Here is a 23,773-nt window from a genome sequence, read left to right as displayed (position 1 = left end):
AACGGAGCACCGTCGTTTCAGGTTCACCCGACGGAACCGGTCATTTCGAGCTGTATCAGTCTGTTCAGCTCGACCGCATACTCCATGGGAAGTTCCTTCGAGAATACGTCGAGGAAACCCATGACGATCATGTTGAGGGCGTCTGCCTCGCTCAGTCCCCTGGACATCAGATAGAACAGCTGCTCCTCACTTATCTTTCCGACTGTTGCCTCGTGCGTTGTCGACGCAGTCTCCTCATTAATCTCATTGTATGGATATGTGTCCGTTCTGGACTTTTCGTCAAGCAGCAGTGCGTCGCATCTGACGCTGCTCTTTGACGCAGTGGCGCCCTTCTCTATGTGCAGGAGACCGCGGTATGTTGTCCTTCCGCCGTCCTTGCTCACACTCTTCGACGTGATCCTCGACGTCGTCTCAGGCGCGAAATGCAGTATCTTCGCTCCGGCATCCTGATGCTGGTCCCTGCCAGCAAAGGCTATGGATATCACCTCACCCTTTGCTCTTGGTCCCAGCAGGTATACGGACGGATATTTCATTGTCAGTTTCGATCCTATGTTTCCGTCAATCCACTCAACGGTCGCGTCCTCATGCGCAAACGCCCTCTTGGTTACCAGATTGTAAACATTGTTGGACCAGTTCTGAATGGTGGTATAGCGGACGTATGCACCTTTCTTCGCCAGTATCTCCACGACCGCGGAATGCAGCGAATCCTTGGAATATGTCGGTGCCGTGCAGCCTTCGATGTAGTGTATGCGGCTCTTCTCCTCCGCTATGATCAGCGTCCTCTCGAACTGACCGACGCTCCTCGCATTGATCCTGAAATACGCCTGCAGCGGTATGTCGACCTCGACGCCTTCCGGCACATAGATGAAACTGCCACCGCTCCAGACGGCGCTGTTGAGCGCCGCAAACTTGTTGTCTTCTGGTGGTATGATCGTGCCGAAGTATTCTTTGAATATTTCTGGATGCTCTCTAAGGCCCTCGTCGGTGCCCATGAAGATGACACCCTTCTTGCTCAGGTCCTCGCGTATCTTGTGGTAGACGACCTCGCTGTCATACTGAGCCCCGACGCCGCCTAGGAACTTCTTTTCCGCCTCCGGTATCCCGAGTTTGTCGAATGTTCTCTTCACGTAATCGGGCACATCGTCCCAGCTGTCGCTGTTCTTGCCCGATGGCGCCATGTAGTAATAGATGCTATCGAAGTCTATCTCGCTCAGATCCGTGCCCCATGCGGGGAGCGGTTTCCGGTTAAACAAGTCCAGCGAGCGGAGTCTGAAGTCCAGCATCCACTGCGGTTCATTCTTGTGTTTCGATATGGCTTCCACGACTTCTTTGCTCAGACCTCTCTTGGTCTGGAAGACGTACTTCGCGTCTTCATCATAGAATCCATACTTGCTGTAGTCACGATCTATTGCCTGTTCGTTTACCATTTAATCACTTCCATTTCATTACCTGCCACATTGATATTCATCGTCAGTACCTCGGCAAGGACGGATCCACTTTTTCCGCCCATGCATTGATGCCGCCCTTAAGATTCCTGACCTTTCTGAAACCGATATCCTTCAGGAAATTCATTACGTATGCGCTGCGCTGTCCCGCCTTACAGTACACAATGATGTCGTCAGCCGTATTGAGTTCGCTTACCCTTGCCGGGACATCATTCATCGGAATGAGCTTCGCGCCGTTTATGCGGCATATGTCCCATTCCTGCGGTTCCCTTACATCGAGGAGCACAAACGATTCGCCTGCGCCGAATTTTCTGTTCAGCTCCTCAACAGTAATCACATCTCCTTCGGCTTCGGCATTATGTGTTATGCCGCAGAACTGCTCGTAGTCTATGAGCTCGGTCACTGTCGGATGGGTTCCACAGACAGGACAGTCCGGATTCTTTCTGAGTTTCAGTTCCTTGAAGCGCATTTTCATCGCGTCGAACAGAAGAAGCCTACCAATCAGCGGTTCGCCCTGGCCGAGTATTAGCTTGATTGTTTCCATCGCCTGAAGCGTTCCGACCGTTCCCGGAAGAACGCCGACGACTCCTCCTTCTGCGCAGGATGGAACGAGTCCTGGAGGCGGGGGATTCTCATACAGGCACCTGTAGCATGGACCCCTTTTTGCATCGAACACCGACACCTGTCCCTCGAATCTGTAAATGGAGCCGTAGACATTTGGTTTTCCGAGCAGCACGCAGGCATCGTTGACGAGGTAACGCGTCGGAAAATTGTCTGTGCCGTCTATCACCACGTCGTAATTGCGTATGATGTCAAACGCATTTTCAGAAGTTATCTGAACTTCATGCTTGACGACCCTGATGTGCGGATTTATTCCCTTTATCTTCTCTTCCGCAGAATCGATTTTCTTCCTTCCGACATCCTTCTGTGAATGTATAATCTGCCTCTGAAGGTTGCTGAAGTCGACTGTGTCGAAGTCGACAATACCAATTGTTCCTACGCCCGCGGCGGCCAGATAAAGCAGCAGAGGTGAGCCGAGACCGCCCGCGCCGATAACCAGCACACTGGAATTTCGCAGCTTGAGCTGGCCCTCCAGACCCACTTCGGGCAGAAGCAGATGGCGGCTGTATCTCTGTATGTCTTCGTACGAGAATGCTTCCTCCAGTCCGGCAGCGCCGCCGGCGATAGATGGAATGATCGCTATCACGTCGCCTTCCCTGACCTGTGTCCTGCCGCGTTCAAGGTAGCGTATGTCCTCCTCGTTCAAGTACACGTTAACGAAATTCCGTATCTTCCCTCCGTCGTCATACAGGTGTTTCTTCAGCTGTACGCTTGAATCGGCCAGACTGCGCAGCACTTCGTCTACCGTCTCGCCCCTGAGTTCAACTGTGTCCCTGTTACCCACATACTGCCTTAGCGGCGTGGGAATCATTACCTTTACACTTGATGCAGTCATAGATTGTCCTCCCAGAACTTTTCGCCAAGATACCGCTGACCGTTGTCCGGAAAAACCGTCACAATGTTTCCTCTCCCTTCTCTCTCCGCTATGTCCATGCACGCCTTTAGCGCGGCTCCCGAGCTCACGCCGAGAAGCAATCCTTCCGTCCTGGCGGCTCTGATTACCGTCTTCTGCGCGTCCTCGGTGCTGACATAGACGTGCTCATCAGCGATAGACTCGTCATAAATGCCGGGCCTCACCGATGCGTCCATTCTTTTCAGACCCTCTATACCGTGCAAGGGGGAATCTGGTTCGACAGCCACCGTTCTTATTGATTTATTTCTCTCTTTCAGCAGGCGGCTCACACCGGTAAACGTTCCGCCTGTACCGAGCCCGGCTACGAAATAATCAATTTCACCTTCTGTCTGTTCGAAAATCTCCCGTCCAGTGCGTAAGTAGTGAGCCTTCCAGTTGCTTTCATTGTTGTACTGGTCTGCATAAAAGTAGAGATCAGGATGCTGCTCGGCCATCTTTTTCGCAAGTCTCTGCGAGCCGTCTGTGCCTTCCATCGGGCTGCTGAGAACTACTTCTGCTCCGTATGCCCTGAGTATCTCGAGCTTCTCCTTCCCGATGTTGCCGGGAACCACTATAGTCGATCTGAATCCCTTGACAGCGCATATCATCGAGTATGCTATGCCAGTGTTTCCCGAGGAAGCATCCAGCAGCACTTTGTTCTTTGTGAGTTTGCCCGAGACTATTGCCTCATCCACGATACCCAGCGCCGTTCGGTCCTTCACACTTCCTCCAGGGTTGAACCATTCCGCCTTTGCGTAAATGTGAACTCGAGGCATGCCTTGCGTGATCCTCTCGAGCCTCAGGAGAGGCGTGTTGCCTATCCTGCTCAGTATGTCGTCACCATACTGCATTCTCACTTCATTGCAAATCACCGTACAGCCCCTCCTGCTGTTGCTTCATGAATCGTGTTAAGAGAAAGAGTCGCACACTTCATTCTAACAGCACTGAGTGGAATGTGCAGCATCTCCTTTATGTCGTCTGCGGTGAGCTTCGCAACATCCGCCAGCTTCATGCCCTTCACCTTTTCTGTGAGCATGGAGGCGGACGCCTGGCTTATGGCACATCCGCGTCCGTCGAACTTGACATCAGTGATTGTATCGTTGTTGACTCGAAGGTACACAGTTATGTCATCACCGCATACCGGATTATTGCCGTGGCTGAACATGTCCGGATGCTCTATCACACCCTTGTTCTGAGGCTTCTTGTAATGTTCTATTATTTCTTCCTGATAAATGTCAAATGCCATGTCGATGTCCTCTACCCGGTTATAGCCGGTTCTTTGAGCCAGTCATATCCTTTTTCCTCCAGTTCCTTTGCCAGCTCTCTTCCGCCGCTCTTCACTATTCTGCCATCCACGACAACATGCACAAACTGCGGTGTGATGTACTGCAGAAGACGCTGGTAGTGTGTGACCAGCACGAGACCGATGCCCGGACCGGCCATGGTGTTTATCGCGTTTGAAACAATTTTGAGAGAATCAATATCCAGGCCGCTGTCTGTCTCATCGAGTATTCCGAATTTGGGCTGCAGCACGGCCATCTGCAGCACTTCAGCCCTTTTCTTTTCGCCGCCGGAGAAACCTTCATTCAGTGAGCGCCCTATGAAATTCTCATCGATGCCAAGGAGATTTACCTTTTCCTTAAGCAGCCTGAAAAACTTTGTGGGGCTGAGCTGATTGTCGGCGTGAGCGCCGTTATAAGCTATCCTGAGAAAATTGCCCAGTCTCACGCCGGGCACTTCCACCGGGTACTGAAAGCCTAGAAAGAGGCCCAATCTGGCCCTCTTGTCCGGCGCCAGGGCCATGATATCCTCGCCGTCCAGCAACACCTGTCCACCGGTCACATGATACTTGGGGTGTCCCATCAGAGCGTAACTCAGAGTGCTCTTTCCCGAGCCGTTCGGTCCCATGATTGCGTGGACCTCTCCCTGCCTCACAGTGAGATTGATCCCTTTAAGTATCTGCTTTCCCTCTATGCTGACCCGCAGGTCCTTTATCACGAGTTCTGAAACCATTGCAACGCCTCTTTTTTGAAGGATTTTTTGGGGTGTATGCTATTCGATAAGTCATTTCCTATTTAAACATATCTTAGTGTTTAAATTGCATAAAATTAAATAGCTGCAGATAGCTGAAGAATTACAGTGAAACTATGGACTCTGACCTCTCTATGCTCGGCGAATCGAAAGCGAAGATCATAGCGAGCCTTGGGGAAGGGGAAAAGACTGGCCAGCAGCTTGCCGGCCTGCTTGGCATAAATACGACTGCCGTCAGGGAACACATGGATGCCTTGGAGCGAATGGGCATCATCTCATCGCGCTTTGTCAATCTTGGTGTCGGAAGGCCGAGGAAGGTTTATCACCTCACCCCGCTGGGAGTTGAGCTGTTGCCGAAGCATTACGACACACTGTTGAACGTACTGATGCGGAAAATACACGAAAAAAGCGGCGACGTGCTTCTTAGTCAGCTCATTTCAGAGGTCGTCAAGGATTTCAACAAGGACTCAGAGGGTGAAAGCACTCTGCCAGTTGAAGAACGCATCAGTAAAGTTGTGAATTTCCTGAACATGATGGGATTCATGGCAACGGTGGAAAAGGACGGCGAAAAGACATTTGTGGTCAGGCACAACTGTATTTTCAACAAGACTGCAAAACTCTTCTCAAGCGTGCTGTGCAATGAGTGCGACACATCATTTGTAAAGGAACCGATCGGGAAGGCGGAAGTGGAACTCGTCTCGTGTATAGGCAAAGGCGACACATCCTGCAAGAACCTTATCAGAACCTGAAAGAAACCAGACAGGCATTCCACGTAAGGGTAAATCAATTCGAAACGTGTTAAAGAAGTCTTTTATACCCCGCTGATTGATTTTGTGTGAGAATGTATAAGCACATCTCGCTCAAGATTGGCGCGATACTGATCGTTGCCGTACTGCTCGTTCCTCTGGCATACAGCTCTATTGCCAGGGCAGACAACGGCTCTCAGGACAGGGAAGTTTCAGTCGATGCATCAAACAACGGATATTTCAGCATCGACTCGAAGTCGATAGCGCCTCCGGGGCACAGTAACGAGTTCGAACTTGTTTTTGCAGGAAACACGCTTCTCATGACGTTCAGAAACAGCACCAATCAGCAGAATTCTTCGCTGGAGTTTGCAGTAACACTAAACAAACTTGTCTATAGCACTGCATCAGGCGGAAATGAGACGCTGATAGATTTCGGCGATTCCGGTTTCTCACTCATGGACAGCTCCATGTACAGCAATATGAGCATGTCCATGAACAACAATTTCAATAGCTCATATAGGGAATTCGGCGTATATGTGTTGCATGAAAACACGATGTTTGCGATGATCGCCCAGGTCAACGGAGCACCGTCGTCTGTGCAAACACCGGCAATGCAGGGCAAAATGATGACACTCACACCGAATGAGGTGAAGCTGTCGTTCATCATAATCAACACAAGCATAACCTCCCCGATGAATCTGCAGACAAGTCCGCCAGTGTCTGGTAACATATCGTTGCAGATGAAAATAAGCGCACCATCTGGAATACCGCCGGCAGTCAGCACGCATAATGGTTTCGCGCTCAATTTTACAGAAGGCAATAATTCTGGTTACTTTGCCTGGAACAAGACCGCCTATGTGTCCAACGGTGGTATGCAGGGCTGGACGCGCGCGGTCGTGGGCTATTCATTCTCAGGCCAGGAACTCACGCTTACTTATCCTGCAGCCCAGAAGATAGTACATGATCCGACGATAGGCATTAGCGCCCAGACGATTACCTCAGCTGTATACAATGCCGTCAAGGCGGCAGGAAACATAATAATATACGGCATTGCGCTGACACTCGCGATCGTGCTGGTGGCGGCTTCAGCAGCCTACAGGCGCAGGAACTGAATCGGCACGGCCGGAAAGTGCAGGGAATGTCCCTTCTAAGCTTCGCAACAGTCCAGAATTTCGTGGCGGCATGGGTCACGGTTGTTGCCTTCGTCCTTTTCATCATTTCGATACTCGCGTTCAGGAAGAAGAGGAATGCAAGAATAGCAATGATTTCGGTCTCCTTCTTCCTATTCTTTATTCAGGGCATCATCTTCACCTATGAGCTCTTCCAGCCTGTTTTCGCTCTTCCGGTCTTTTTCACGGCAGTTGGTCTGATAGACATTGCAATATTACTACTGATATTCGGCGCAACGCTGAAGAGATAGGGGGATTCTTAATTGGAGGATGACGTCCTCGAGCTGCAGACAAGGAAGCGGATTTTCGAGGAGGTCTGCAAGTTCCCTGGACTCCATCTCAGGGAGATCGCAAGGCAACTGGAAGAGAGCGTTCCGCTTGTGGATTACCATCTGAATTCACTTGAAAAGCACGGCATAGTCACTGCAATATCCGACGGGCAGTACAGGCGTTATTATCCGAAAGATCCCATAGGTGCAGAACAGAAGAGGGATGCCCTCTCCCAGGACGAGAAGAGGGCGATAGCGCTGCTCAGACAGAGGATTCCACTGCAGATTGTTCTCTTTATTTTGAAGAATGGCACCGCGCAACACAAAGATATGCTGCCGGCCATGGGCATTTCCCCTTCCACGCTGTCACATCATCTGAACAAGCTCGCCAGGAGGGGCATCATAACAAAGACTTCTACTGGAGAGGACAGAGGGTACAGGCTGACCAACGAGGCACAAACGGCGCGGCTGCTTTTGAACTACGAACCGCCGCCGGGAACAATAGTGGACAGTTTCATCGAGATTTGGGAGGAACTCAGGCAATGAAGACGCATCGCTTAAATATGCATAAACTGTCTGATTCTTGCACTGCTGAGAGAGAAGAATTCAATGAAAATATCCATAAACGGCTGGGACGCGGGCATCAGGTTTGTGGCCGGGCATTTCCTTCCATCCGTTGAGAAATGCAGCAGGCTGCACGGACATAATTACGCGCTGACAATAGTGGTGGAAGGCGAGCCGGACAGGAACGGCATAATACTCGATTTCATGAAACTGAAGGAGGCAGCCAACAAACTCATAGACAGAATTGACCACAGGATGCTTTTGCCCGGATCGGGAAAGTCTATGACTTTACGGCAGAGCGGCAATTCTGTTTCCGTGAAATTTGGCGGAAAGAGGTACATCTTTCCAGTATCGGATGTCGTGATGCTGCCGCTGAAGAATGTGAGCGCCGAGGAACTCTCGGCCTACTTCGCGGAGGAGCTCGCAGGAAGCGGCATTTTCGGCGGAAATGTGAAATCAATTTCAGTCGGCGTTTCTGAAGGCAGGGGACAGGAGGCATGGACGGAACGTCACCTGGCGTGAGAGAGGCCGTCCTGCTCCTCTCGGGCGGGCTTGATTCTACAACAGTTGCGGCGTTTCTGCATTCGGAGAACATCCACTTCATAGCACTGACGGTCGACTACGGACAGAGGCATTCCAGAGAAGTCGATGCTGCACGCCGCATAGCAAGCCATTACTGCGCCGAACAGATAACAATGAATGTCGATTTCTCCGAAATAGGCGGCAGCGCACTGACGGACCCGAGTGTCGAAGTGCCCGTGGGTGGAACAAAAGGCATACCTGTGACCTACGTTCCTGCCAGGAATACTGTGTTTCTGGCAGTCGCGCTTGCCATCGCAGAGGCAAGAGCATGCCGGCACATCTATACAGGCATCAACGCCGTGGACTACAGCGGGTACCCGGACTGCAGGCCGGAATTCCTGGATGCATTTAACAGGATGGCGGCAGTCGCGACAAAGGCGGGCATTGAAGGCAAATCGCCTGTGGTCCTCGCTCCGCTCATATCCATGAGCAAGGCAGACATCGTGTCGATGGGGAAAAAGCTTGGAGCTCCATATGAACTGAGCTGGAGCTGTTACAACGGAAGGGAGAAGGCGTGCGGCGTCTGCGATTCGTGCCTTCTCAGACTGAAGGGTTTCACGGAGGCGGGTTTTGAGGACCCGTTGGAATATGAGAATAAATGAAATTTTCAAGTCAATCCAGGGCGAAGGCATAATGATCGGCCTTCCAACCCTCTTCATACGCACGGCAGGCTGCGACCTCAGATGCAGATGGTGTGACACTCCTTACGCTCTGCTCACTGACCAGGGAACGGAGTGGACGGTGGAATCCATTGTAGCGGAGGCAAAACAAAGGCGCGTGCTGGATGTATGCATCACGGGAGGAGATCCGCTCATGCAGAGTGATGAAACGGCCGAACTTGCGACCCGACTGCTAGATGAAGGCTTCAGGGTCGTTGTAGAAACAAGCGGCGCGTACGATGTGTCTTGTCTCCCCTCGTCAGAGCGGCTAACGGTGAGCATGGACATCAAACTGCCCGGTTCGGGGATGGAGGACAGAAACATGCTCTCCAACCTGCAGCGACTCGGCAGGCATGATCAGGTGAAATTCATAATTGCAGACAGGAAAGACTATGAATATGCCAGAAGGGTGATGTCCGAAAACGGCATACCGTGTGAAGTCATAATGACACCTGTGGGTGGCAAAGAGATGGGATGGCTCGCAGAAACAGTGCTCAGGGACGGCCTCGAGGTCAGGGTGCTGCCGCAGCTCCACAAATACATATGGGGAGATGAAAGAGGGCGATAGAGACATTCATTGTTCGGCAAGTATCTGATCGAAAGTGAAGTCGGAAAACTTTCTGATGCCCAGTGCTATCTCTGTTTCTATGGGTGTGAGCAACGGCCGGGGGTATTTCGAAAAATCATCTATTGCGACCCGCGGACAGGCGGTGGACGTGAATGCGTCGAAGTCGTAGCTCATGATAAGTTCGGGCGATATGACGTTTGACTGAATCAGCGACGATCTTCTTCCTGTGCCCTGCACTTCGGATACGAGTTTTTCTGCCAGTGCCCTCCTGCGCTGCCCGACTTTCGTGCTCACCAGCACTCCGAACGACTTCGCACCCATGGCCCTCTCTATTGCCGTCAGGCGTTGCTTCATTATGATGTCCCGGAGCGCATCCAGCGTCCTCACAGTTCCGTTCATTGGATTAGCCGCAATGAGCGGTCTGTCGCTCAGCATAACAAGACCTATCGGATGAAAGTCGCCGTCCCCGACATAGAGAAAGGAGTCAACCCTGTCTTCTATGTCACGCGCGGATGTGTAATCACAACCCAGTAGTTGTGCGAATCCGCCGAGTCTCCGATCACCTCTTGAATAAAGCGCCTCCACCCCCCTGCTCCTCAGGAATGAGATGATGCCGTCGAGATAATGCATGTGCTGGGCCGTGGTCACAACACCAACCGTGCCGCTGAGAAGGGGTATAGCCTTCTCGACCACAGGTATCGGATCGATGTCGACAGAAATATTGGCAAAATACATGCGTGGCATAACGCCGATGCTCGGCATCTCGGTGTGGCCCAGCTGCACAACCATGTCCGCCGAACCAAACAGGTGCGTTGGTATGTCGCATGCGCCGAAACATGGCTCCGAATCAATGATTACGGCGACTGAAGCGGAAGATTCTATTCTACCGGCGATCTGTGACGCAAACGCCCTCAGTCCTTCGGGCAGCTGCAGCGCGACCGTTTTTGCTTTCCTGGATTTAGCCGCGCTGCTGATGCCGTCATAATCCACAAGCAGTCTTGATCCCTCAATGACAGGAACGAGCGCCATTAACAATCCAGGCCGTTCAATTCATATTCACAGTTATTAATCATTTGTATGAGACTGTGGATTAAGCGCACGATGAGCGATCAGCCGACGGCAGGCTGTTCCTGCGCTGCATCATCCATGCCTGAAAGAGATATGCCCATTGTCTCAGGTGCGAAAAAATATGTTATGGTGAGACCGCACATGGCGACGAACCCGTAAAGCAGGAACACAGAATGAATGCCGAAATCCTGTTTGAGAACCGGTTGAACCACAACGCCGACGACTGCTCCGAGTCTGCTCATTGTATTGGCGAATCCGGCACCCGAAGATCTTACATTTGTGGGAAACAGCTCCGGGGGCAGAACGAATTCTATTATACCAGGTCCGAACCCGGTTGAAAGCGCAAAAAGGAGGAGTATGCCGAGGGAGATGAAGATATTGTCGGATATGGAAGCGATAAACATTGAAAGAGCTATTCCTGCAAATCCAACAATGAGCAGTATCCTCCTTCCCAGCACATCCACATAACGCATACCTATGAGCGTTGCGACCAGTTCGATGGCGGCTATGAGCAGTGATCCGGCAAGAGATGACTCGTGACTCGCAAAACCAATTTCACTCACAACAGACGGGGCATATGTTGTTATGCCGTATTGAACTACATCGAAAATAAACCAGAACGAGGCTGCGAAAGCGGTCGCTCTTATCAGCGTCCTGCCGAATATCTGAGATGACTTTCCAGCCCTGGCGCTGCCCTTTACCTCCGACTGCCAGAGAGGCGATTCCATGGCCCTTTGTCTCATCAGTATGATGACTAGCGAGGGAATTGCCGGAGCGGCAAGCATAAACCGCCACGAATCGGCGCCGACGGGAAGGAATATCAGGCCAGTGAGTATCGCCGTGAAGAAACCCAGTGTCCATGAAAAACCAAGCTTGGCGGTCTGTCTCCCTCTCTTCGCCGCAGGCGAATGTTCTGCCACGAGCGTAGATCCTATAGGATAATCGCCGCCGATGCCGATGCCCAGAAGAAGGCGCGTAACAAACAGTTCCAGTGCATTGGATGAGAGAGCACTCGCAAGCGCGAATACAACAAAGAAAACAATGTCCCAGACCAGCATGTACTTGCGGCCCAGACGGTCGGACAGGTTGCCAAGGAAGAATGCACCGAAGAAGTTGCCTATGAGTGCCGAGGAGGCAATGAGAGTTGTGTTGAAATGGCTTGTAAAAGGCGTGCCGCCAAGTATGAGCAACACAGGTGCGATTATTATGAGATTGTAGCCATCTATGAAAGAGGCGGAAGATGCAAGGAGGGTTGTGAGAGAAGGCGCTACAGAACGAGCGGTCATGCCTGACCACTGGGAGAATATTACGATCGTTAAAACCTTTGGCAGTGGCTGATAGGGATAGGATGAAATCACATTGTATGAAGTCTATCGGCGCTGAAGGCGGCCGGGGAGTGCCGGCAACATAGTTCCGGTCTGTAACGGTTATGTCTGTGCAAGCAATGGCAACTCAATCTGGAAAATATCTCAAATCCGGCAATCCTTCGCAATTGTCTCTCCGAAATCCACATGTGCCGCAGAATGTCTGAGTGGAGGCATCGTCAAGCCAAATCGAACTCCTGCATTGAGGACAGCAATACATTGAGTCTGCCTCCATGATCAGTTTACCGCTGCCATTGATTTTTCTTGCCAGCACGAACCTTGTCGGCATCATTGGCATGCGGTAAAGAGAGAATGCCATCTTTTGAAAGAGCTCATCTGGTAACCTGTCGACAAATCTGTAATCTTCCAGGCCGGATGCGCTCTCAGCAACAGCCGCAAGGCCCGATTCGCTCATTAACCTGGCGAAATAACGGACACTGAATGAGAAAGCAGGAATAGACGAGGGGTGGATACGGACAACATCTCCGGTTGAAAATGTCACAGGTTTCCAGTTGTCCCCCACCATGCTGGAATATCTGAGGATTGCCTTCAGGTCATCAATGAAAGTGGCAATGGAAGGTTTCGGATTATACGACATTACCAGGCTGCCTCCGGGGGCAAGCACTCTTGTTATCTCTTGCATTGCCGATTCGGGCTTCGAGAGAAAATTGAAGACACGTATCATCACAACAGTGGTGAACGAATTATCCCTGAACGGCAGATGATAAAGGTTGGAAGACAGGAGTCTCATCTTCCTGTTTTCGCAAGAGCTGGAGATTCTGTTCAGAAAGGAGGGATTGATGTCGGTGCCCACATATTCCTGCGAATTTAACTGCACAACGCCGGACAGCCTGCCTTCCCCGGTCCCAATTTCCAGCGTTCTTCTTCCATCTGTCCTGCTGAGAAGAGAAGTGAGAATGAAACGCTCCGTTGAAATGACCTTCTCTCTTCCGCGCCAGAGGGATTGAAAGTCAAAACGCTCAAATGTGCTTATGGCGTCAGGATGTTCCTCGTCACTGCTCTGTTCACGCATTGTCAGACCATCGGACAAATACCATATCACTCCTGGCTGGCTCAGGTGCAACTATAGCAGCCTGTAACCTATCTATGGCATACGGCTTTCTTCACGTTTGCCGTCGATTTTGCCGTTGATTTTTATTGCGTTCTCAATAAGATCAATCTCATACCCCAGGTTTTCAACAACCTTGTCTCCTACAGGTCTCTTGCTGAAAATAACGCCTTTCTTTGAAAGAAGAAAGAGATACGAGCAGCGTTTCGTATCCAGACCAAAACAGATTCCCTTGTCTGAAAAGAGATACTTTATCGGAAACAGTTCCGAATATATTTTCATCCCTGATTCACCACAACTGTGTAATGCCAGAACCGGCGGCACGCTAACGCTGACGATTGTTACAATCCACATGATCCCGGTTAAGAATATAAACAATCGTAAATAGTGCGTTTTCACTCACGATTATACGACGCCTGATGCCAATGGCTGAACTCAGCACACTACCTCCGGTTGACATAGTTATACGTACATTTAATTCCGAAAAATATCTGTCGAAGTGCATTTCCTCAGCCATCTTATCACTGCCCATAAACAGAATATTGATCATCGATCACCACAGCACCGACCGCACAGCAGAGATAGGCGAAAGCTTTGGTGCAGAGATACATTCAGAGGACAAGGGCCTCGGTTATGCGACAACACTTGGCGCATCCCTCGCCAGCACCAAATTCACATTGTTCCTTGACGGAGATGTCATCATAACGAGGAAGAACTTCTATAGAGAAGCGATTGAGAGATTCGATAACCGGAGGACTGCGGCAGTTGTTGGTGTGGAAAACGGCCATCCGTTCATTTATGGTCTTCCGCTCGGATTAACGCTGTTCAGGTCAGAATTCATCAAGAGTGTTCGCATACCTGATGAAATTCAGGGAAGGGAAACGTACTTCATTCAGAGAGCTGTTTCGGCAGCCAGGCTGAAGGTAAGGTATGTCAAAGATTCCATGACTCATGATTCAATCTACCGGAGTTACAGGAACTGGCCGGAGTGGCAGGGGGCACAGATTAGGAACAGTGCCGGTTTGAGTCCGCATCAGCTCATATATTCGTTCATTGTGATACTTTTAATGCATATGAATAGCCGGAAGCCGAAAAACATTCTATATACACCAATATTTTATATCAAACTTCTGAGAGGGTTTTTTTCTCCGGTGAGATGGGGAGGAATGGATAGAAGGATAATCAAGATATCATGATTGCCCTTGAGGAGAGCCGTCAACTTTTATACTGTAAGCGGCTGTTTTAAGAGTGAAGATTCATGCAACAGCATTCCCAGCAGAGAAGCGACACTGTTGAACTGGCGGCGGCCGGCGGGTGGCTGACACTTTCGTACGTTGAAGGCTCAGACTGCCTGTTCCTTATGTCCACCGGGCATCACTCAAGATGGCCTTCGGAAATACTCAGAAAGGGGGAGGCAGTGGTGAAGCGTGAAGGACGAGCAATTTCAGGAAGAGCTGAACTTGTCGGGAATGAGGCGGAGAGAGAGAATGTAATCAAAATGTTTCGCAGGAAATATGGAGAGGAGAAATACAATCAGTGGTTTTCGGCACCGGGCAGGATCGTGAAGATCACCCCGTCCGTTCACGCCGCCGATGCAAAGGAAACATATTACAGGTGGCTGGAATCGGAGTTTGATGCTGTTGCGCATAATTATGACGGACACATCACTGGCAACAGTATCAACATGCTCCTCAGAGAACGCTCGCTGGCATTGATGAAAGATGTTTTTAGTCACTCAAAGAGACTGCTTGAGATTGGATGCGGATCGGGAATGGAAACACTGTCGTTGCTGAAGGAGGGACACGATGTTGTGGCTGTGGACATTTCCTCAGTCATGCTCGAAGTGGTAAGCAAAAAGGCTGCAGATGAGGGACTGAGGGAGCATATCATTACAAGGAAGTTGAGGGCGAGTGACATAGGATCGCTGGTTTCGGAGTTTGGGGAGGGTTATTTTGACGGATGCTACTCCACCTATGGCGCGCTCAACTGCGAGGAGTCACTCTCAGGAATACCGGAAGCAATACACGCCCTGCTCGTGAAGAATGGAAAGTTTGTTGCAGGCATATACAACAAGTACTGCCTCTCGGAAATTATCGGATACGGGCTTTCTCTCAGAATCAAGAGAATCTTGAGGAGAATGAATGCGCCCGTACGTGAGGGTGATTCAAGATTCTGCATCGACGTTTATTCGTTCGGTGTTAAGGATGTTGAGAAAATTTTTGACGATTTTTTTACAGTGGAGAGCGTAATCGGCGTTCCTGTGATCCTCCCTCCGTCTGATTTGGATGCTTATGCTAGAAAATTTTCACGCCATCAGGAAACGCTCAGGAATGCGGATCTGTGGCTTGGGAAGAGATGGCCATTCAATTCGCTCGGCGATCACTTTCTTATGACGCTTGCAAGACGCAGCTTGCGCTGAAGGTGACAATATGCAAGCATTATATTCTGCGGACCTGATGCCATTTACATGAGGCTGTCATTGATTGGTTCCGGATACGTTGGCATCGTCACAGGTGCATGCTTTTCATCACTGGGGCACGATGTCACACTTGTTGATGTGGTCGAAGAAAAGGTAAGGCTGATCAACTCCGGCATACCCACGGTGTACGAGAAAGATCTGGACACACTCGTATCAGGAGGTGTCAAAAGGGGAACGCTCAGGGCTACGAACCACCTTGAAAGCGCCGTGGCATCGACTGAAATCACCTTCATCTGTGTTGGAACCCCTTCCAGACAGGATGGAACACAGGACACACAATACATAGAGAAGGTTTCTGAAGAGATCGGTGCATCACTGAAAAATAAAGACGGTTACCACATAGTGATTGTCAAGAGCACCGTTCTCCCCGGCACGACGATTCAGACTGTCGGGAAAATTATCGAAATGACCAGCGGTAAAAAGGCAGGCAGAGACTTCGGACTGGGAATGAATCCGGAGTTTCTGAAGGAGGGAGATGCGGTCAGTGACTTCATGAAGCCCGACAGGATTGTTGTGGGTTATAATGGCGACAGGACCAGGGACTTCATGCAAAAGCTCTATGCCCCACTCGATGTGCCGATGCTCTTTACGGACTGCACGACTGCAGAAATGATCAAGTATGCGTCCAATGTCTTCCTTTCCGCGAGGGTCGCACTCATTAACGAGCTCGGAAACGTGGCAAAGAGGATTGGAGTCGACATACGCACCGTGTCCAAGGCCGTAGGCATGGACAGGAGGATTGGACCGTTCTTTCTGAATGCAGGTGCAGGCTTCGGAGGCAGCTGCTTCAGAAAGGATGCGTCTGCGATTTCACTGATGGGGAGGAAACTCGGTGCAGAAACACCGATTATCGATGCCGTGCTGTCCCAGAATGAAAAGCAACCACTCAAACTCCTTGAGCTTCTGGAGAAGCACGGACCCGTTTCCGGCAGAACCGTTGCCGTGCTCGGTCTCGCATTCAAGCCGGACTCCGATGACATAAGGGAGGCGCCGTCAATAAAGGTCGTTTCGGCGCTGATCGGAAAGGGTGCGAAGGTGGTGGCGTACGACCCGGCAGCAATGGAAAACTTCAAGAAACTCTTTCCTGCTATTGATTACGCCGAATCAGCCACCGCCGCCGTTGCACGATCAGACGCAGTGGTTGTGGTGACGGAGTGGAAGGAGTTCTCTGACCAGGAACTTTACGGCAGCAGGCTCGTGGTTGACGGCAGGGGGGTAACGAAGACGAAGAACTACGAAGGGATATGCTGGTGATGCGCTGAAGGCGATAATACCTGCCGCAGGAATGGGAACACGCTTTCTTCCACTGACCAAGGTGCAGCCGAAGGAGATGCTGCCGGTTGTGGACAAACCGGTCATTCAGTATGTGGTGGAGGAGGCGGTGAGCGCAGGCATAGAAGACATCATAATTGTCACCGGAAGAGAGAAGCGTGCAATCGAAGATCATTTTGATGCCTCACCCGAGCTTGAGAGGATTCTGGAGGAGAGGGGGAACGGCGACGCGCTCGACAGCATAAGGAGGATTACATCGCTCGCACATCTTCATTATATCAGGCAGAAGGCGCCGAAAGGGCTCGGAGATGCTGTTTACTGCGCCAGGCACCACATAGGAGAAGAGAGCTTTGCAGTCATGCTTGGAGACACGATAAACATATCAGGTGTTCCTGTCGTGAAGCAGCTCATGAATGCGCACAGAAAACTCGGCGCGTCGGTGATTGCCGTGGAGCATGTGCCTTACGAAAAAATCAGGGACTACGGCATAATCAAGGGAACTCTTAAAGACAGGAGAACGGTCGAAATACAGAAACTGGTCGAAAAGCCTAACCCGTCCAGTGCTCCGTCGGATATGGGCATAACAGGCACGTACGTGCTCACACCCGCCATATTCGACGCGCTTGAGCACACAGAGCCGGATGCCAACGGTGAGATACAGCTCACCAACGCGCTTGAGCTCCTCGGGAAGAAGGAGAAGATTTATGGCTATCTCTTCGATGGCACCAGATACGACATCGGCGACATGCTGCTCTGGATGAAGGTGAACATAGAATTGACACTGAGAAGCAAGAAGTACGGCGGGCGGCTGAGAAAATACTTTGGTGGTGCATGATGACGCGGACTGTGGTCATAGGAGGAGCAGGATTCATTGGCAATTCACTCTGCGAAAAACTGCTTGAAAGAGGGGATGAAGTAGTCTGTGTTGACAATCTGTCGAGCGGAAGAAGGATCAATATATCGCATATGGAGACCAACGAAAGAATGCGGTTCGTGAAACACGATATAACGGAGCCGCTGCACATCGAGGGAAGAATTGACAATGTTTATCATCTGGCGTCCATGGCTTCGCCTAAAGATTTCATGACGCACGCACTGGATATTGCGCTTACGGGTTCCCTTGGCACACTCAATGCATTGCAGCTTGCAAAGGAGAAGAAAGCACGTCTTCTCTTCACGTCGACATCCGAGGTCTACGGACAGCCGGCCAGACACCCGCAGTCAGAAGATTACTGGGGAAACGTCAATCCGGTCGGCGTCAGGTCGTGCTACGACGAGTCCAAACGTTTTTCAGAAATGCTTACGACTGTGTTCGGCAGCACGCATGACATCGACGTAAGGATTGCAAGAATATTCAACACATACGGACCGTCGATGAGACCCGGAGACGGAAGAGTGGTGCCAAATTTTGTGTCTCAGGCTATTGCCGGAAGACCCATCACTGTGAACGGCGACGGTTCACAGACGCGCTGTTTCTGCTACATTGACGACATGGTGGACGGGCTCATGAGGCTGATGGACAGGGACGGTCTCAGGAATGCCGGACCGATCAATCTCGGAAGCGACAAGGAGATAACTGTCCTGCAGCTGGCCAACATGGTGAGGGACGCGACCGGTTCCCAGAGCAAGATTGTGTTCCAGGAAATGCCTGGAGACGACCCTGTAAGAAGACGACCGGACATAAGGAAAGCGGGCCAGTTGCTCGGGTGGAAAACGAGAACACCGCTCGCAGAGGGGCTCAACAGAGTCATAGAACGGTACAGTGCCGCTGCGGCAAGGACTGCCCGGTGAGCCGGCGTAATTTCGATGCGGTCAGTCGGCGATTATCCTTTTATTCCTCTGACACATGACAGCCCTGGTGCGACATTGCCGGTTGAACAGACGCCACCAGAGCTAGTTTTTGCAAAGGAGGTGTTTTCACAGTATTACAGGAACACAGCCATACCCCCCATGGTGGACCTGGCGGCAAGGGAGTTCGGTTTCATGTTCTTCGACAGGGGTTTTGTGCACAGGCATGTCGGTTTCGCAAATGTAGACGAGCTGAGCCGCTACCTGTCAACGAGGGCGCCCTCCCATGCGTACTATTCGGTGGCATACTACAACGATCCGGACGCACATACGATGAATGAGAAGGGATGGCTTGGTGCCGATCTCATTTTTGACCTGGATGCGGACCATGTCACAGGTTCGGAAAAGCTCCCTTACGAGAAGATGCTGGCAAGGGTGAAGGAGGTCATGATAAAGCTGTACGATGATTTTGTTATTTCAGACCTCGGATTCGACGAAGATGAGACAGAAATAGTGTTCTCCGGCGGAAGGGGATATCACATACATGTCTACAGTGAAAATGTGCGCAAGATGGGAAGCCATGAACGGAGAGAGATTGTAGATTACATCACGGCATCCGAACTGGATATGAGTCTGCTGCTGAAAACAGACATAGTCGGCACAGATGAGGAAAGAAGGAGAAAAATTACCAGAAGACGGCTGCCCTCGGCGGACGACGGCGGATGGTACGGCAAGACTGCGGAGGCGCTTCACACCCTTCTTGGAGAGTTCGGCGATGAGGACCATGCGTTCTCTGCGCTGGTTTCCGCGGGCATCGGCGAGAAGCAGGCCAGACGCATGGCTTCAAAGCTTGCAGCCGGAGGAAGGGATATAATGCTGAGAACGGGGCTCGCGGATGTGTTTGACAGATCCGGACGGACTGACGACAACGCCGCTTTCATGGAAGTACTGAGAAAGCGCGTGACGGAGACAAAGGCGGGCCAGACAGATGAGCCGGTCACGAGCGATACGCACAGACTTATCCGCATACCCGGTTCGCTGCATGGCAAGACCGGTCTCAAGGTGGTTTCGCTCACAAGGAACAGCCTTGACATGTTCGACCCGCTTGTGGACGCGCTGCCCGGGCTGGGAAAGGAGGAAGTTACGGTCCGTTCAGACAGCGACTTCGATGCCACCCCGCTGGGCGGAGAGTCGGTGCACATAAGCAGTGGCACAAACTCGCTTCCGGTCAATCTGGCATTGTTTCTAATACTCAGGAGACAGGTCAGGCTGGAGCCCGGGCCCGTGCAATGAACGCAGGAAAGATTTTCTGATAACCGTTCAGAAACATATATAAAAAGTCCGCAAAAATGGTAGAGCCAATGAAAGCAAGAGATCTTGAGAACGATCCACGGCTATTCAGGATACTGAGGACACGGAGTCTGCTTTTTGGTATCCAGACGGGCATCATAGTTCTCTTCGCATTGCTCATAATGCTTCTGAACGGCCTCTCTCTGAAGCCGCCGTACTTCCCAATTTACAATGTAGTGCTGATGGTAATTTTCATAGTGCTGATCCTCGCGGTTGAACGGATATTTTTCTTCAGGCTTTCCATGAAGTACGGAAAGAGGAAGGGCGTCATGTTCCTGATTGCAAAGAGAGCGTTCAGAACATCAACAGCCCTGACAGTGCTGGGCGTGCTGTTTGTTGCTGCACTCTTCGTGGCCAACTATACACCGGTCTTTGACGTCCATGGTGCGGTTTCGGGCAATGTCGGAACTGCACAGTTCTCCACAGGAACTGTGTTCGGTCTTTTCACCGTAAGTTCAGTCACCATAAACAATCAGGGCGGAAACAACCTGACATTTGTTATCGTGTCGTCCGGTGATTATTTGTCTTCCGGGGCGACGCCACAATCGGCAAACGAGAGTCTGCTCATAAATTCGAATCTGGCGGGGGGAAACGATTTCGTACCAGCGGGCGGGACAACGACTGCACAGATAAGCACGGTACCCAACGCACATTACTACATTGTGATTTTCTCAAGCTCCGGCGGAGTGCAGGCGCGATATACATTGGACATGAAAGCCTCTCCCTCGATATTGGATGCGTTCATACTGGCTATAGGCATCATACCCGCCTCGGGATATCTTGCAGCCAGCTCAAGAAAGGAGATGGGTCTGCTTAAGTCCGAAACAATTTATACATGATTGCAACGTCTACAGTGGCTGGAGCAGGAATCGTCAACACCGCCCGTGGAAAAGCGTTTATGACACCTGTTGCTAACAGAACTTACGGGATGAAAGGAATGAAAGCATTCACAATAAAAGGTACGTTCAAGATATCGGAGAGAAGATGGCAGGCGTTCAGTATCGAAGTAGCATCTGCCGATGAAGAAGCTGCAAGAGAGAAATTACTGACCATTCTGGGAAGCAGACACAAGGTTCCGCGCAGACTCGTCAGGATAGATACGGTCACACAGCTTGCTAACGCCGACATAACCGATCCGGTAGTGAAACATCAGGTCGGTGCCGACGCGTGAATGACGACGAGCTGAGGCAGGCTGTCTCGGCAATGGATACGATGAGGGCGCAGCTGGAGGCGCTGTCCGAGCAGCTGCAGCTTATCCAGGCATCCATAGGCGAGTTTTCAAGAGCAAGGGACACGGCGAGCAGCTATTCATCTGTTGAGGAGAATGTGGAAGTGATGATACCCGTGGGCGGAGGGGTATATCTGCCGGCAAGGGCGGTGAATACAGGCAGAGGACTCGTTTCGACGGGCGCCGGCTACACGTTCGAGGAGCCTCTGAACAACATCGTAGAAATAATGGATGCCAGGATCAAGGAACTCGTAGAGGCCTCACAGAAGGTTTATGACCGCATGGGGGAAATGCAGAGGCAGATTAACGGCCTTCAGGCCATGATAGAGCAGGAAGCAGAGATGGAGCGGGGGCGTCAGGCAGGCTGATGCTGCATGTTTTCCGCCCTGAAAAAAAGGCTCGGTCTGCTGAAAGAACGAACTGAAGATGAACAGCTCAGCGGTGCCATCGGGGAAGACGGGAAAAAAATCAGGGAAGAAAAGCTGGCCGAGATCTGCTGGGAACTGGAACTCGGTCTTCTCGAGTCTGATGTTGCCCAGCCTGTAGCCGAAGAGATCGTTGCATCCATGAAGAAGGAGCTGAGCGGCAGGAAGATCGCGAGGGGGCGGGACCTGGAGGAGGCGGTCACTGCTGCTCTCAGGGATGCCGTTAAGGGCATCCTCAAGCAGTATGTCGTTGATTTTTACAGTGTTGTGGGCGGGTTGAAAAGACCGACAGTGATCATGTTTGTGGGCATAAACGGAACGGGAAAAACAACCGTTGTAGCAAAGTTTGCCAGCATGCTGAAAAAGAGGGGGTACACCGTTGCGGTTGCGGCCGGAGACACCTTCCGTGCCGGAGCCATAGAACAGCTGAAAGTGCATGGTGATGCGCTAGATGTGCGTGTAGTTTCGCACGAACACGGGGGGGACGCTGCAGCCGTTGCGTTCGATGCGATTGAGCATGCAAAGGCAAGGCACCGCGATTTCGTCCTCATTGACACGGCGGGCAGAATGCAGACAAACAACAACCTTATGGACGAGATGAAGAAGATCAGGCGGGTCGCTGAGCCGGATATCGTGGTGTTCGTTGGAGATTCGCTTGCGGGAAACGACATGATCGAACAGGCGAAGTCATTCAATGAAACGGTGGGGATAGACATGGTCGTTCTCACCAAGATAGACGCGGATGCAAAGGGAGGCAGCGCACTTTCGATAGCAAAGACGATAAACAGACCCATTGCCTTCCTCGGTACAGGACAGAAGTATGACGACCTCATACCGTTCGACGCGGACTGGATGGCAGGCAGGCTCGTCTCGTAAGACGGGCGAGGTGCGCTGGAGAGGCAGGGGATTTTCTGGCAGACTTTGATGTTGTGATTGTTGGCGCGGGTGTAACAGGGCTTTCGACCGCCATGAATCTCAAAGAGCTTGACGCTTCACTGAACATATGCGTTGTCGAGAGAAGTGCAGGCATCGCCATGGGCAACACGTCGAAGAGTGCCTCCGGATTCAGAACGTCGTTCACATCGGGCATCAACAGGATGCTTGCGAAAGCTACCGCAGACTATCTGCTGAAAATCGCTTCCTCGGGCACGGACATAGGGCTAAGGCAGGTCGGATATCTTTTCCTGCTGCCTGAGGACAGGGTTGAACATTTTTTTTCGGTATCGCGTGAACTGGAGAAGCACAACCATGCAATAGAGAGGTTTGACCCGCCTGAACTTGCAGGAAGACTGCCCGGACTCGTGCTGAGGCCGGTCACGGAGGACGCAGCCCTCATGGGACTGAGAGCCATAGGTGGTGCGCTGTACGACAGAGAGGCCGGCATACTTGATCCGGTTAAACTTTGCGAACACTATTACGCCGAGTGCCTGAAGAGAGGGGTGGTGTTTCAGTTCAACACGCCGGTCACTGGATTCATCGCTGAGGCCGACAGACCGCTTGGTATTCCCGGCGAGCCGTTCGCGTGGCAGAATGCACTGGTAAAGGGCGTTTCAACGGCGAGGGGCAATATCAGGGGAAAGGTGGTGGTGGCGGCAGGAACCTGGGCGCCTGCACTGATCAACCAGCTGGGTATCGACGCGAGGGCGAGGCCAAAGACGAGACAGATATTCGTGATGAGGGGGAAGGAGATATCGCCCCTGTACAGGACGGGCGGCTTCAGCAGTGAGGGCATACTTCCGTTCACCTTCCTGCCCGGGGGCGTCTATCTGAGACCGGAAGCCGGCGAGGAGGCTTTCGACATTGGTTTTTCGGACGAGTTCGGCAGACAATACGGCTTCGAAGAGGAGCCGAAACCGGAGGAGAGCTTTTTTGAACTCAACATAAGGCCGCCCCTGAAGGAATATTTTCCGCAGTTCAGTGGAATCAGGCCCTCCGGAAGCTGGGCGGGCCAGTACATAATCAACAGCTTCGACGGCAGTCCAATCGTTTTCGACGAATACGGCATGATCGTGGTCACAGGCATGAGCGGAAGCGGCATACTCAAAAGCTACGCCACCGGCAGAGTGGCGGCCTCACTGTGCATGGGACTCGAAAAAGCGGATCTGGGCAACGGCACTTCAGTCAGGACCGCGGCGCTGGGCTACATTAACAGAAAGGCCGACACGGAAGAGATGGTATTCTGAT

General features: G+C 51.6%; 27 protein-coding genes. 18 read left to right on the top strand and 9 right to left on the bottom strand.

The window, feature by feature from the left end; all coding sequences use genetic code 11:
- Positions 1-23 precede the first annotated feature (23 nt).
- From sufB to sufC, 5 genes are read right to left on the bottom strand one after another with little or no spacing between them, the layout of a single operon-like run.
- Positions 24-1,427, bottom strand: a complete 1,404-nt coding sequence (gene sufB, locus KIS30_00295) for a Fe-S cluster assembly protein SufB (GenBank protein ID MBX8645189.1) — start codon at positions 1,425-1,427, stop codon at positions 24-26.
- 43 nt (positions 1,428-1,470) lie between these two features.
- Complete coding sequence (gene moeB, locus KIS30_00290; protein MBX8645188.1) at positions 1,471-2,901, bottom strand: molybdopterin-synthase adenylyltransferase MoeB; 1,431 nt, start codon at positions 2,899-2,901, stop codon at positions 1,471-1,473.
- On the bottom strand, positions 2,898-3,809 hold the full coding sequence (locus tag KIS30_00285; protein MBX8645187.1) for a cysteine synthase family protein: 912 nt from the start codon (positions 3,807-3,809) through the stop codon (positions 2,898-2,900). The genes moeB and KIS30_00285 overlap by 4 nt, the downstream gene beginning before the upstream one ends.
- A 17-nt stretch (positions 3,810-3,826) precedes the next feature.
- Positions 3,827-4,204, bottom strand: a complete 378-nt coding sequence (locus KIS30_00280) for an SUF system NifU family Fe-S cluster assembly protein (protein ID MBX8645186.1) — start codon at positions 4,202-4,204, stop codon at positions 3,827-3,829.
- Between the two features lie 11 nt (positions 4,205-4,215).
- Positions 4,216-4,971, bottom strand: coding sequence for a Fe-S cluster assembly ATPase SufC (gene sufC / locus KIS30_00275; protein MBX8645185.1), 756 nt, complete (start codon positions 4,969-4,971; stop codon positions 4,216-4,218).
- A gap of 134 nt (positions 4,972-5,105) precedes the next feature.
- Between sufC and KIS30_00270 the strand changes: the two genes are divergently transcribed.
- The 7 genes from KIS30_00270 (at position 5,106) to KIS30_00240 (ending at position 9,546) form a co-directional block, all read left to right on the top strand.
- Positions 5,106-5,738, top strand: a complete 633-nt coding sequence (locus KIS30_00270; protein MBX8645184.1) for an ArsR family transcriptional regulator — start codon at positions 5,106-5,108, stop codon at positions 5,736-5,738.
- A gap of 92 nt (positions 5,739-5,830) precedes the next feature.
- Entirely contained in the window at positions 5,831-6,847 is a 1,017-nt protein-coding gene (locus KIS30_00265; GenBank protein MBX8645183.1) for a hypothetical protein, read from the top strand.
- A 26-nt stretch (positions 6,848-6,873) separates the two neighbouring features.
- Complete coding sequence (locus KIS30_00260; GenBank protein ID MBX8645182.1) at positions 6,874-7,155, top strand: hypothetical protein; 282 nt, start codon at positions 6,874-6,876, stop codon at positions 7,153-7,155.
- Between the two features lie 12 nt (positions 7,156-7,167).
- Positions 7,168-7,719: an ArsR family transcriptional regulator gene (locus tag KIS30_00255; protein MBX8645181.1), complete on the top strand. Its 552-nt coding sequence runs from the start codon at positions 7,168-7,170 to the stop codon at positions 7,717-7,719.
- A gap of 63 nt (positions 7,720-7,782) precedes the next feature.
- Positions 7,783-8,259 (top strand): 6-pyruvoyl tetrahydropterin synthase family protein, encoded by a 477-nt coding sequence (locus KIS30_00250; GenBank protein MBX8645180.1) that lies wholly within the window; start codon positions 7,783-7,785, stop codon positions 8,257-8,259.
- Entirely contained in the window at positions 8,235-8,921 is a 687-nt protein-coding gene (gene queC / locus KIS30_00245) for a 7-cyano-7-deazaguanine synthase QueC (protein ID MBX8645179.1), read from the top strand. Before KIS30_00250 ends, queC begins: the two co-directional genes overlap by 25 nt.
- A complete protein-coding gene (locus KIS30_00240; GenBank protein ID MBX8645178.1) occupies positions 8,908-9,546 on the top strand; it encodes a radical SAM protein in 639 nt (212 codons plus the stop codon). The genes queC and KIS30_00240 overlap by 14 nt, the downstream gene beginning before the upstream one ends.
- Positions 9,547-9,552: 6 nt before the next feature.
- Here KIS30_00240 and dph2 read toward each other — a convergent pair whose 3' ends face one another.
- The 4 genes from dph2 to KIS30_00220 form a co-directional block, all read right to left on the bottom strand.
- Positions 9,553-10,575: a diphthamide biosynthesis enzyme Dph2 gene (gene dph2, locus KIS30_00235; protein MBX8645177.1), complete on the bottom strand. Its 1,023-nt coding sequence runs from the start codon at positions 10,573-10,575 to the stop codon at positions 9,553-9,555.
- An 80-nt stretch (positions 10,576-10,655) separates the two neighbouring features.
- Complete coding sequence (locus KIS30_00230; protein MBX8645176.1) at positions 10,656-11,900, bottom strand: MFS transporter; 1,245 nt, start codon at positions 11,898-11,900, stop codon at positions 10,656-10,658.
- Positions 11,901-12,066: 166 nt separating this feature from the next.
- On the bottom strand, positions 12,067-13,029 hold the full coding sequence (locus KIS30_00225; GenBank protein ID MBX8645175.1) for a methyltransferase domain-containing protein: 963 nt from the start codon (positions 13,027-13,029) through the stop codon (positions 12,067-12,069).
- A 54-nt stretch (positions 13,030-13,083) separates the two neighbouring features.
- Entirely contained in the window at positions 13,084-13,329 is a 246-nt protein-coding gene (locus KIS30_00220) for a hypothetical protein (GenBank protein MBX8645174.1), read from the bottom strand.
- 137 nt (positions 13,330-13,466) lie between these two features.
- Here KIS30_00220 and KIS30_00215 point away from each other — a divergent pair, with 137 nt between their 5' ends.
- From KIS30_00215 to KIS30_00165, 11 genes are all read left to right on the top strand, one after another.
- Complete coding sequence (locus KIS30_00215) at positions 13,467-14,243, top strand: glycosyltransferase family 2 protein (GenBank protein ID MBX8645173.1); 777 nt, start codon at positions 13,467-13,469, stop codon at positions 14,241-14,243.
- Between the two features lie 62 nt (positions 14,244-14,305).
- Positions 14,306-15,466 (top strand): class I SAM-dependent methyltransferase, encoded by a 1,161-nt coding sequence (locus KIS30_00210; GenBank protein MBX8645172.1) that lies wholly within the window; start codon positions 14,306-14,308, stop codon positions 15,464-15,466.
- 48 nt (positions 15,467-15,514) lie between these two features.
- The gene (locus KIS30_00205; GenBank protein MBX8645171.1) at positions 15,515-16,780 is read left to right on the top strand and encodes a UDP-glucose/GDP-mannose dehydrogenase family protein; all 1,266 of its coding nucleotides are present in this window, start codon (positions 15,515-15,517) and stop codon (positions 16,778-16,780) included.
- 4 nt (positions 16,781-16,784) lie between these two features.
- Complete coding sequence (gene galU, locus KIS30_00200) at positions 16,785-17,633, top strand: UTP--glucose-1-phosphate uridylyltransferase GalU (protein MBX8645170.1); 849 nt, start codon at positions 16,785-16,787, stop codon at positions 17,631-17,633.
- Positions 17,630-18,589: an SDR family oxidoreductase gene (locus KIS30_00195; GenBank protein MBX8645169.1), complete on the top strand. Its 960-nt coding sequence runs from the start codon at positions 17,630-17,632 to the stop codon at positions 18,587-18,589. Before galU ends, KIS30_00195 begins: the two co-directional genes overlap by 4 nt.
- Positions 18,590-18,664: 75 nt before the next feature.
- Entirely contained in the window at positions 18,665-19,879 is a 1,215-nt protein-coding gene (locus KIS30_00190) for a DNA primase small subunit PriS (protein ID MBX8645168.1), read from the top strand.
- 68 nt (positions 19,880-19,947) lie between these two features.
- On the top strand, positions 19,948-20,775 hold the full coding sequence (locus KIS30_00185; protein MBX8645167.1) for a hypothetical protein: 828 nt from the start codon (positions 19,948-19,950) through the stop codon (positions 20,773-20,775).
- An 89-nt stretch (positions 20,776-20,864) separates the two neighbouring features.
- Positions 20,865-21,107, top strand: coding sequence for a 50S ribosomal protein LX (locus KIS30_00180; GenBank protein ID MBX8645166.1), 243 nt, complete (start codon positions 20,865-20,867; stop codon positions 21,105-21,107).
- Positions 21,104-21,532 carry a prefoldin subunit alpha gene (pfdA, locus tag KIS30_00175; protein ID MBX8645165.1) on the top strand — a complete coding sequence of 143 codons (429 nt, stop codon included), beginning with the start codon at positions 21,104-21,106 and terminating at the stop codon, positions 21,530-21,532. The genes KIS30_00180 and pfdA overlap by 4 nt, the downstream gene beginning before the upstream one ends.
- Before the next feature lie 6 nt (positions 21,533-21,538).
- Positions 21,539-22,465, top strand: coding sequence for a signal recognition particle-docking protein FtsY (gene ftsY, locus KIS30_00170; protein ID MBX8645164.1), 927 nt, complete (start codon positions 21,539-21,541; stop codon positions 22,463-22,465).
- Between the two features lie 53 nt (positions 22,466-22,518).
- On the top strand, positions 22,519-23,772 hold the full coding sequence (locus tag KIS30_00165) for an FAD-binding oxidoreductase (protein ID MBX8645163.1): 1,254 nt from the start codon (positions 22,519-22,521) through the stop codon (positions 23,770-23,772).
- The last annotated feature ends 1 nt before the right edge of the window (position 23,773 follow it).

The sequence above is a fragment of the Candidatus Sysuiplasma acidicola genome, assembly GCA_019721035.1.
GTDB lineage: Archaea > Thermoplasmatota > Thermoplasmata > Sysuiplasmatales > Sysuiplasmataceae > Sysuiplasma > Sysuiplasma acidicola.
Note: the sequence above shows the minus strand (reverse complement) of the source record. Positions and strands in the feature narration are given on the sequence as shown.

What these genes read in the sequence shown, in the direction of transcription:
- sufB (MBX8645189.1), bottom strand. Translation starts at nt 1,427, where the DNA reads ATGGTAAACGAACAGGCAATAGATCGTGACTACAGCAAGTATGGATTC.
- moeB (MBX8645188.1), bottom strand. Translation starts at nt 2,901, where the DNA reads ATGACTGCATCAAGTGTAAAGGTAATGATTCCCACGCCGCTAAGGCAG.
- KIS30_00285 (MBX8645187.1), bottom strand. Translation starts at nt 3,809, where the DNA reads ATGCAGTATGGTGACGACATACTGAGCAGGATAGGCAACACGCCTCTC.
- KIS30_00280 (MBX8645186.1), bottom strand. Translation starts at nt 4,204, where the DNA reads ATGGCATTTGACATTTATCAGGAAGAAATAATAGAACATTACAAGAAG.
- sufC (MBX8645185.1), bottom strand. Translation starts at nt 4,971, where the DNA reads ATGGTTTCAGAACTCGTGATAAAGGACCTGCGGGTCAGCATAGAGGGA.
- KIS30_00270 (MBX8645184.1), top strand. Translation starts at nt 5,106, where the DNA reads ATGGACTCTGACCTCTCTATGCTCGGCGAATCGAAAGCGAAGATCATA.
- KIS30_00265 (MBX8645183.1), top strand. Translation starts at nt 5,831, where the DNA reads ATGTATAAGCACATCTCGCTCAAGATTGGCGCGATACTGATCGTTGCC.
- KIS30_00260 (MBX8645182.1), top strand. Translation starts at nt 6,874, where the DNA reads ATGTCCCTTCTAAGCTTCGCAACAGTCCAGAATTTCGTGGCGGCATGG.
- KIS30_00250 (MBX8645180.1), top strand. Translation starts at nt 7,783, where the DNA reads ATGAAAATATCCATAAACGGCTGGGACGCGGGCATCAGGTTTGTGGCC.
- queC (MBX8645179.1), top strand. Translation starts at nt 8,235, where the DNA reads ATGGACGGAACGTCACCTGGCGTGAGAGAGGCCGTCCTGCTCCTCTCG.
- KIS30_00240 (MBX8645178.1), top strand. Translation starts at nt 8,908, where the DNA reads ATGAGAATAAATGAAATTTTCAAGTCAATCCAGGGCGAAGGCATAATG.
- dph2 (MBX8645177.1), bottom strand. Translation starts at nt 10,575, where the DNA reads ATGGCGCTCGTTCCTGTCATTGAGGGATCAAGACTGCTTGTGGATTAT.
- KIS30_00230 (MBX8645176.1), bottom strand. Translation starts at nt 11,900, where the DNA reads ATGACCGCTCGTTCTGTAGCGCCTTCTCTCACAACCCTCCTTGCATCT.
- KIS30_00220 (MBX8645174.1), bottom strand. Translation starts at nt 13,329, where the DNA reads ATGAAAATATATTCGGAACTGTTTCCGATAAAGTATCTCTTTTCAGAC.
- KIS30_00215 (MBX8645173.1), top strand. Translation starts at nt 13,467, where the DNA reads ATGCCAATGGCTGAACTCAGCACACTACCTCCGGTTGACATAGTTATA.
- KIS30_00210 (MBX8645172.1), top strand. Translation starts at nt 14,306, where the DNA reads ATGCAACAGCATTCCCAGCAGAGAAGCGACACTGTTGAACTGGCGGCG.
- KIS30_00205 (MBX8645171.1), top strand. Translation starts at nt 15,515, where the DNA reads ATGAGGCTGTCATTGATTGGTTCCGGATACGTTGGCATCGTCACAGGT.
- KIS30_00195 (MBX8645169.1), top strand. Translation starts at nt 17,630, where the DNA reads ATGATGACGCGGACTGTGGTCATAGGAGGAGCAGGATTCATTGGCAAT.
- KIS30_00185 (MBX8645167.1), top strand. Translation starts at nt 19,948, where the DNA reads ATGAAAGCAAGAGATCTTGAGAACGATCCACGGCTATTCAGGATACTG.
- KIS30_00180 (MBX8645166.1), top strand. Translation starts at nt 20,865, where the DNA reads ATGAAAGGAATGAAAGCATTCACAATAAAAGGTACGTTCAAGATATCG.
- ftsY (MBX8645164.1), top strand. Translation starts at nt 21,539, where the DNA reads ATGTTTTCCGCCCTGAAAAAAAGGCTCGGTCTGCTGAAAGAACGAACT.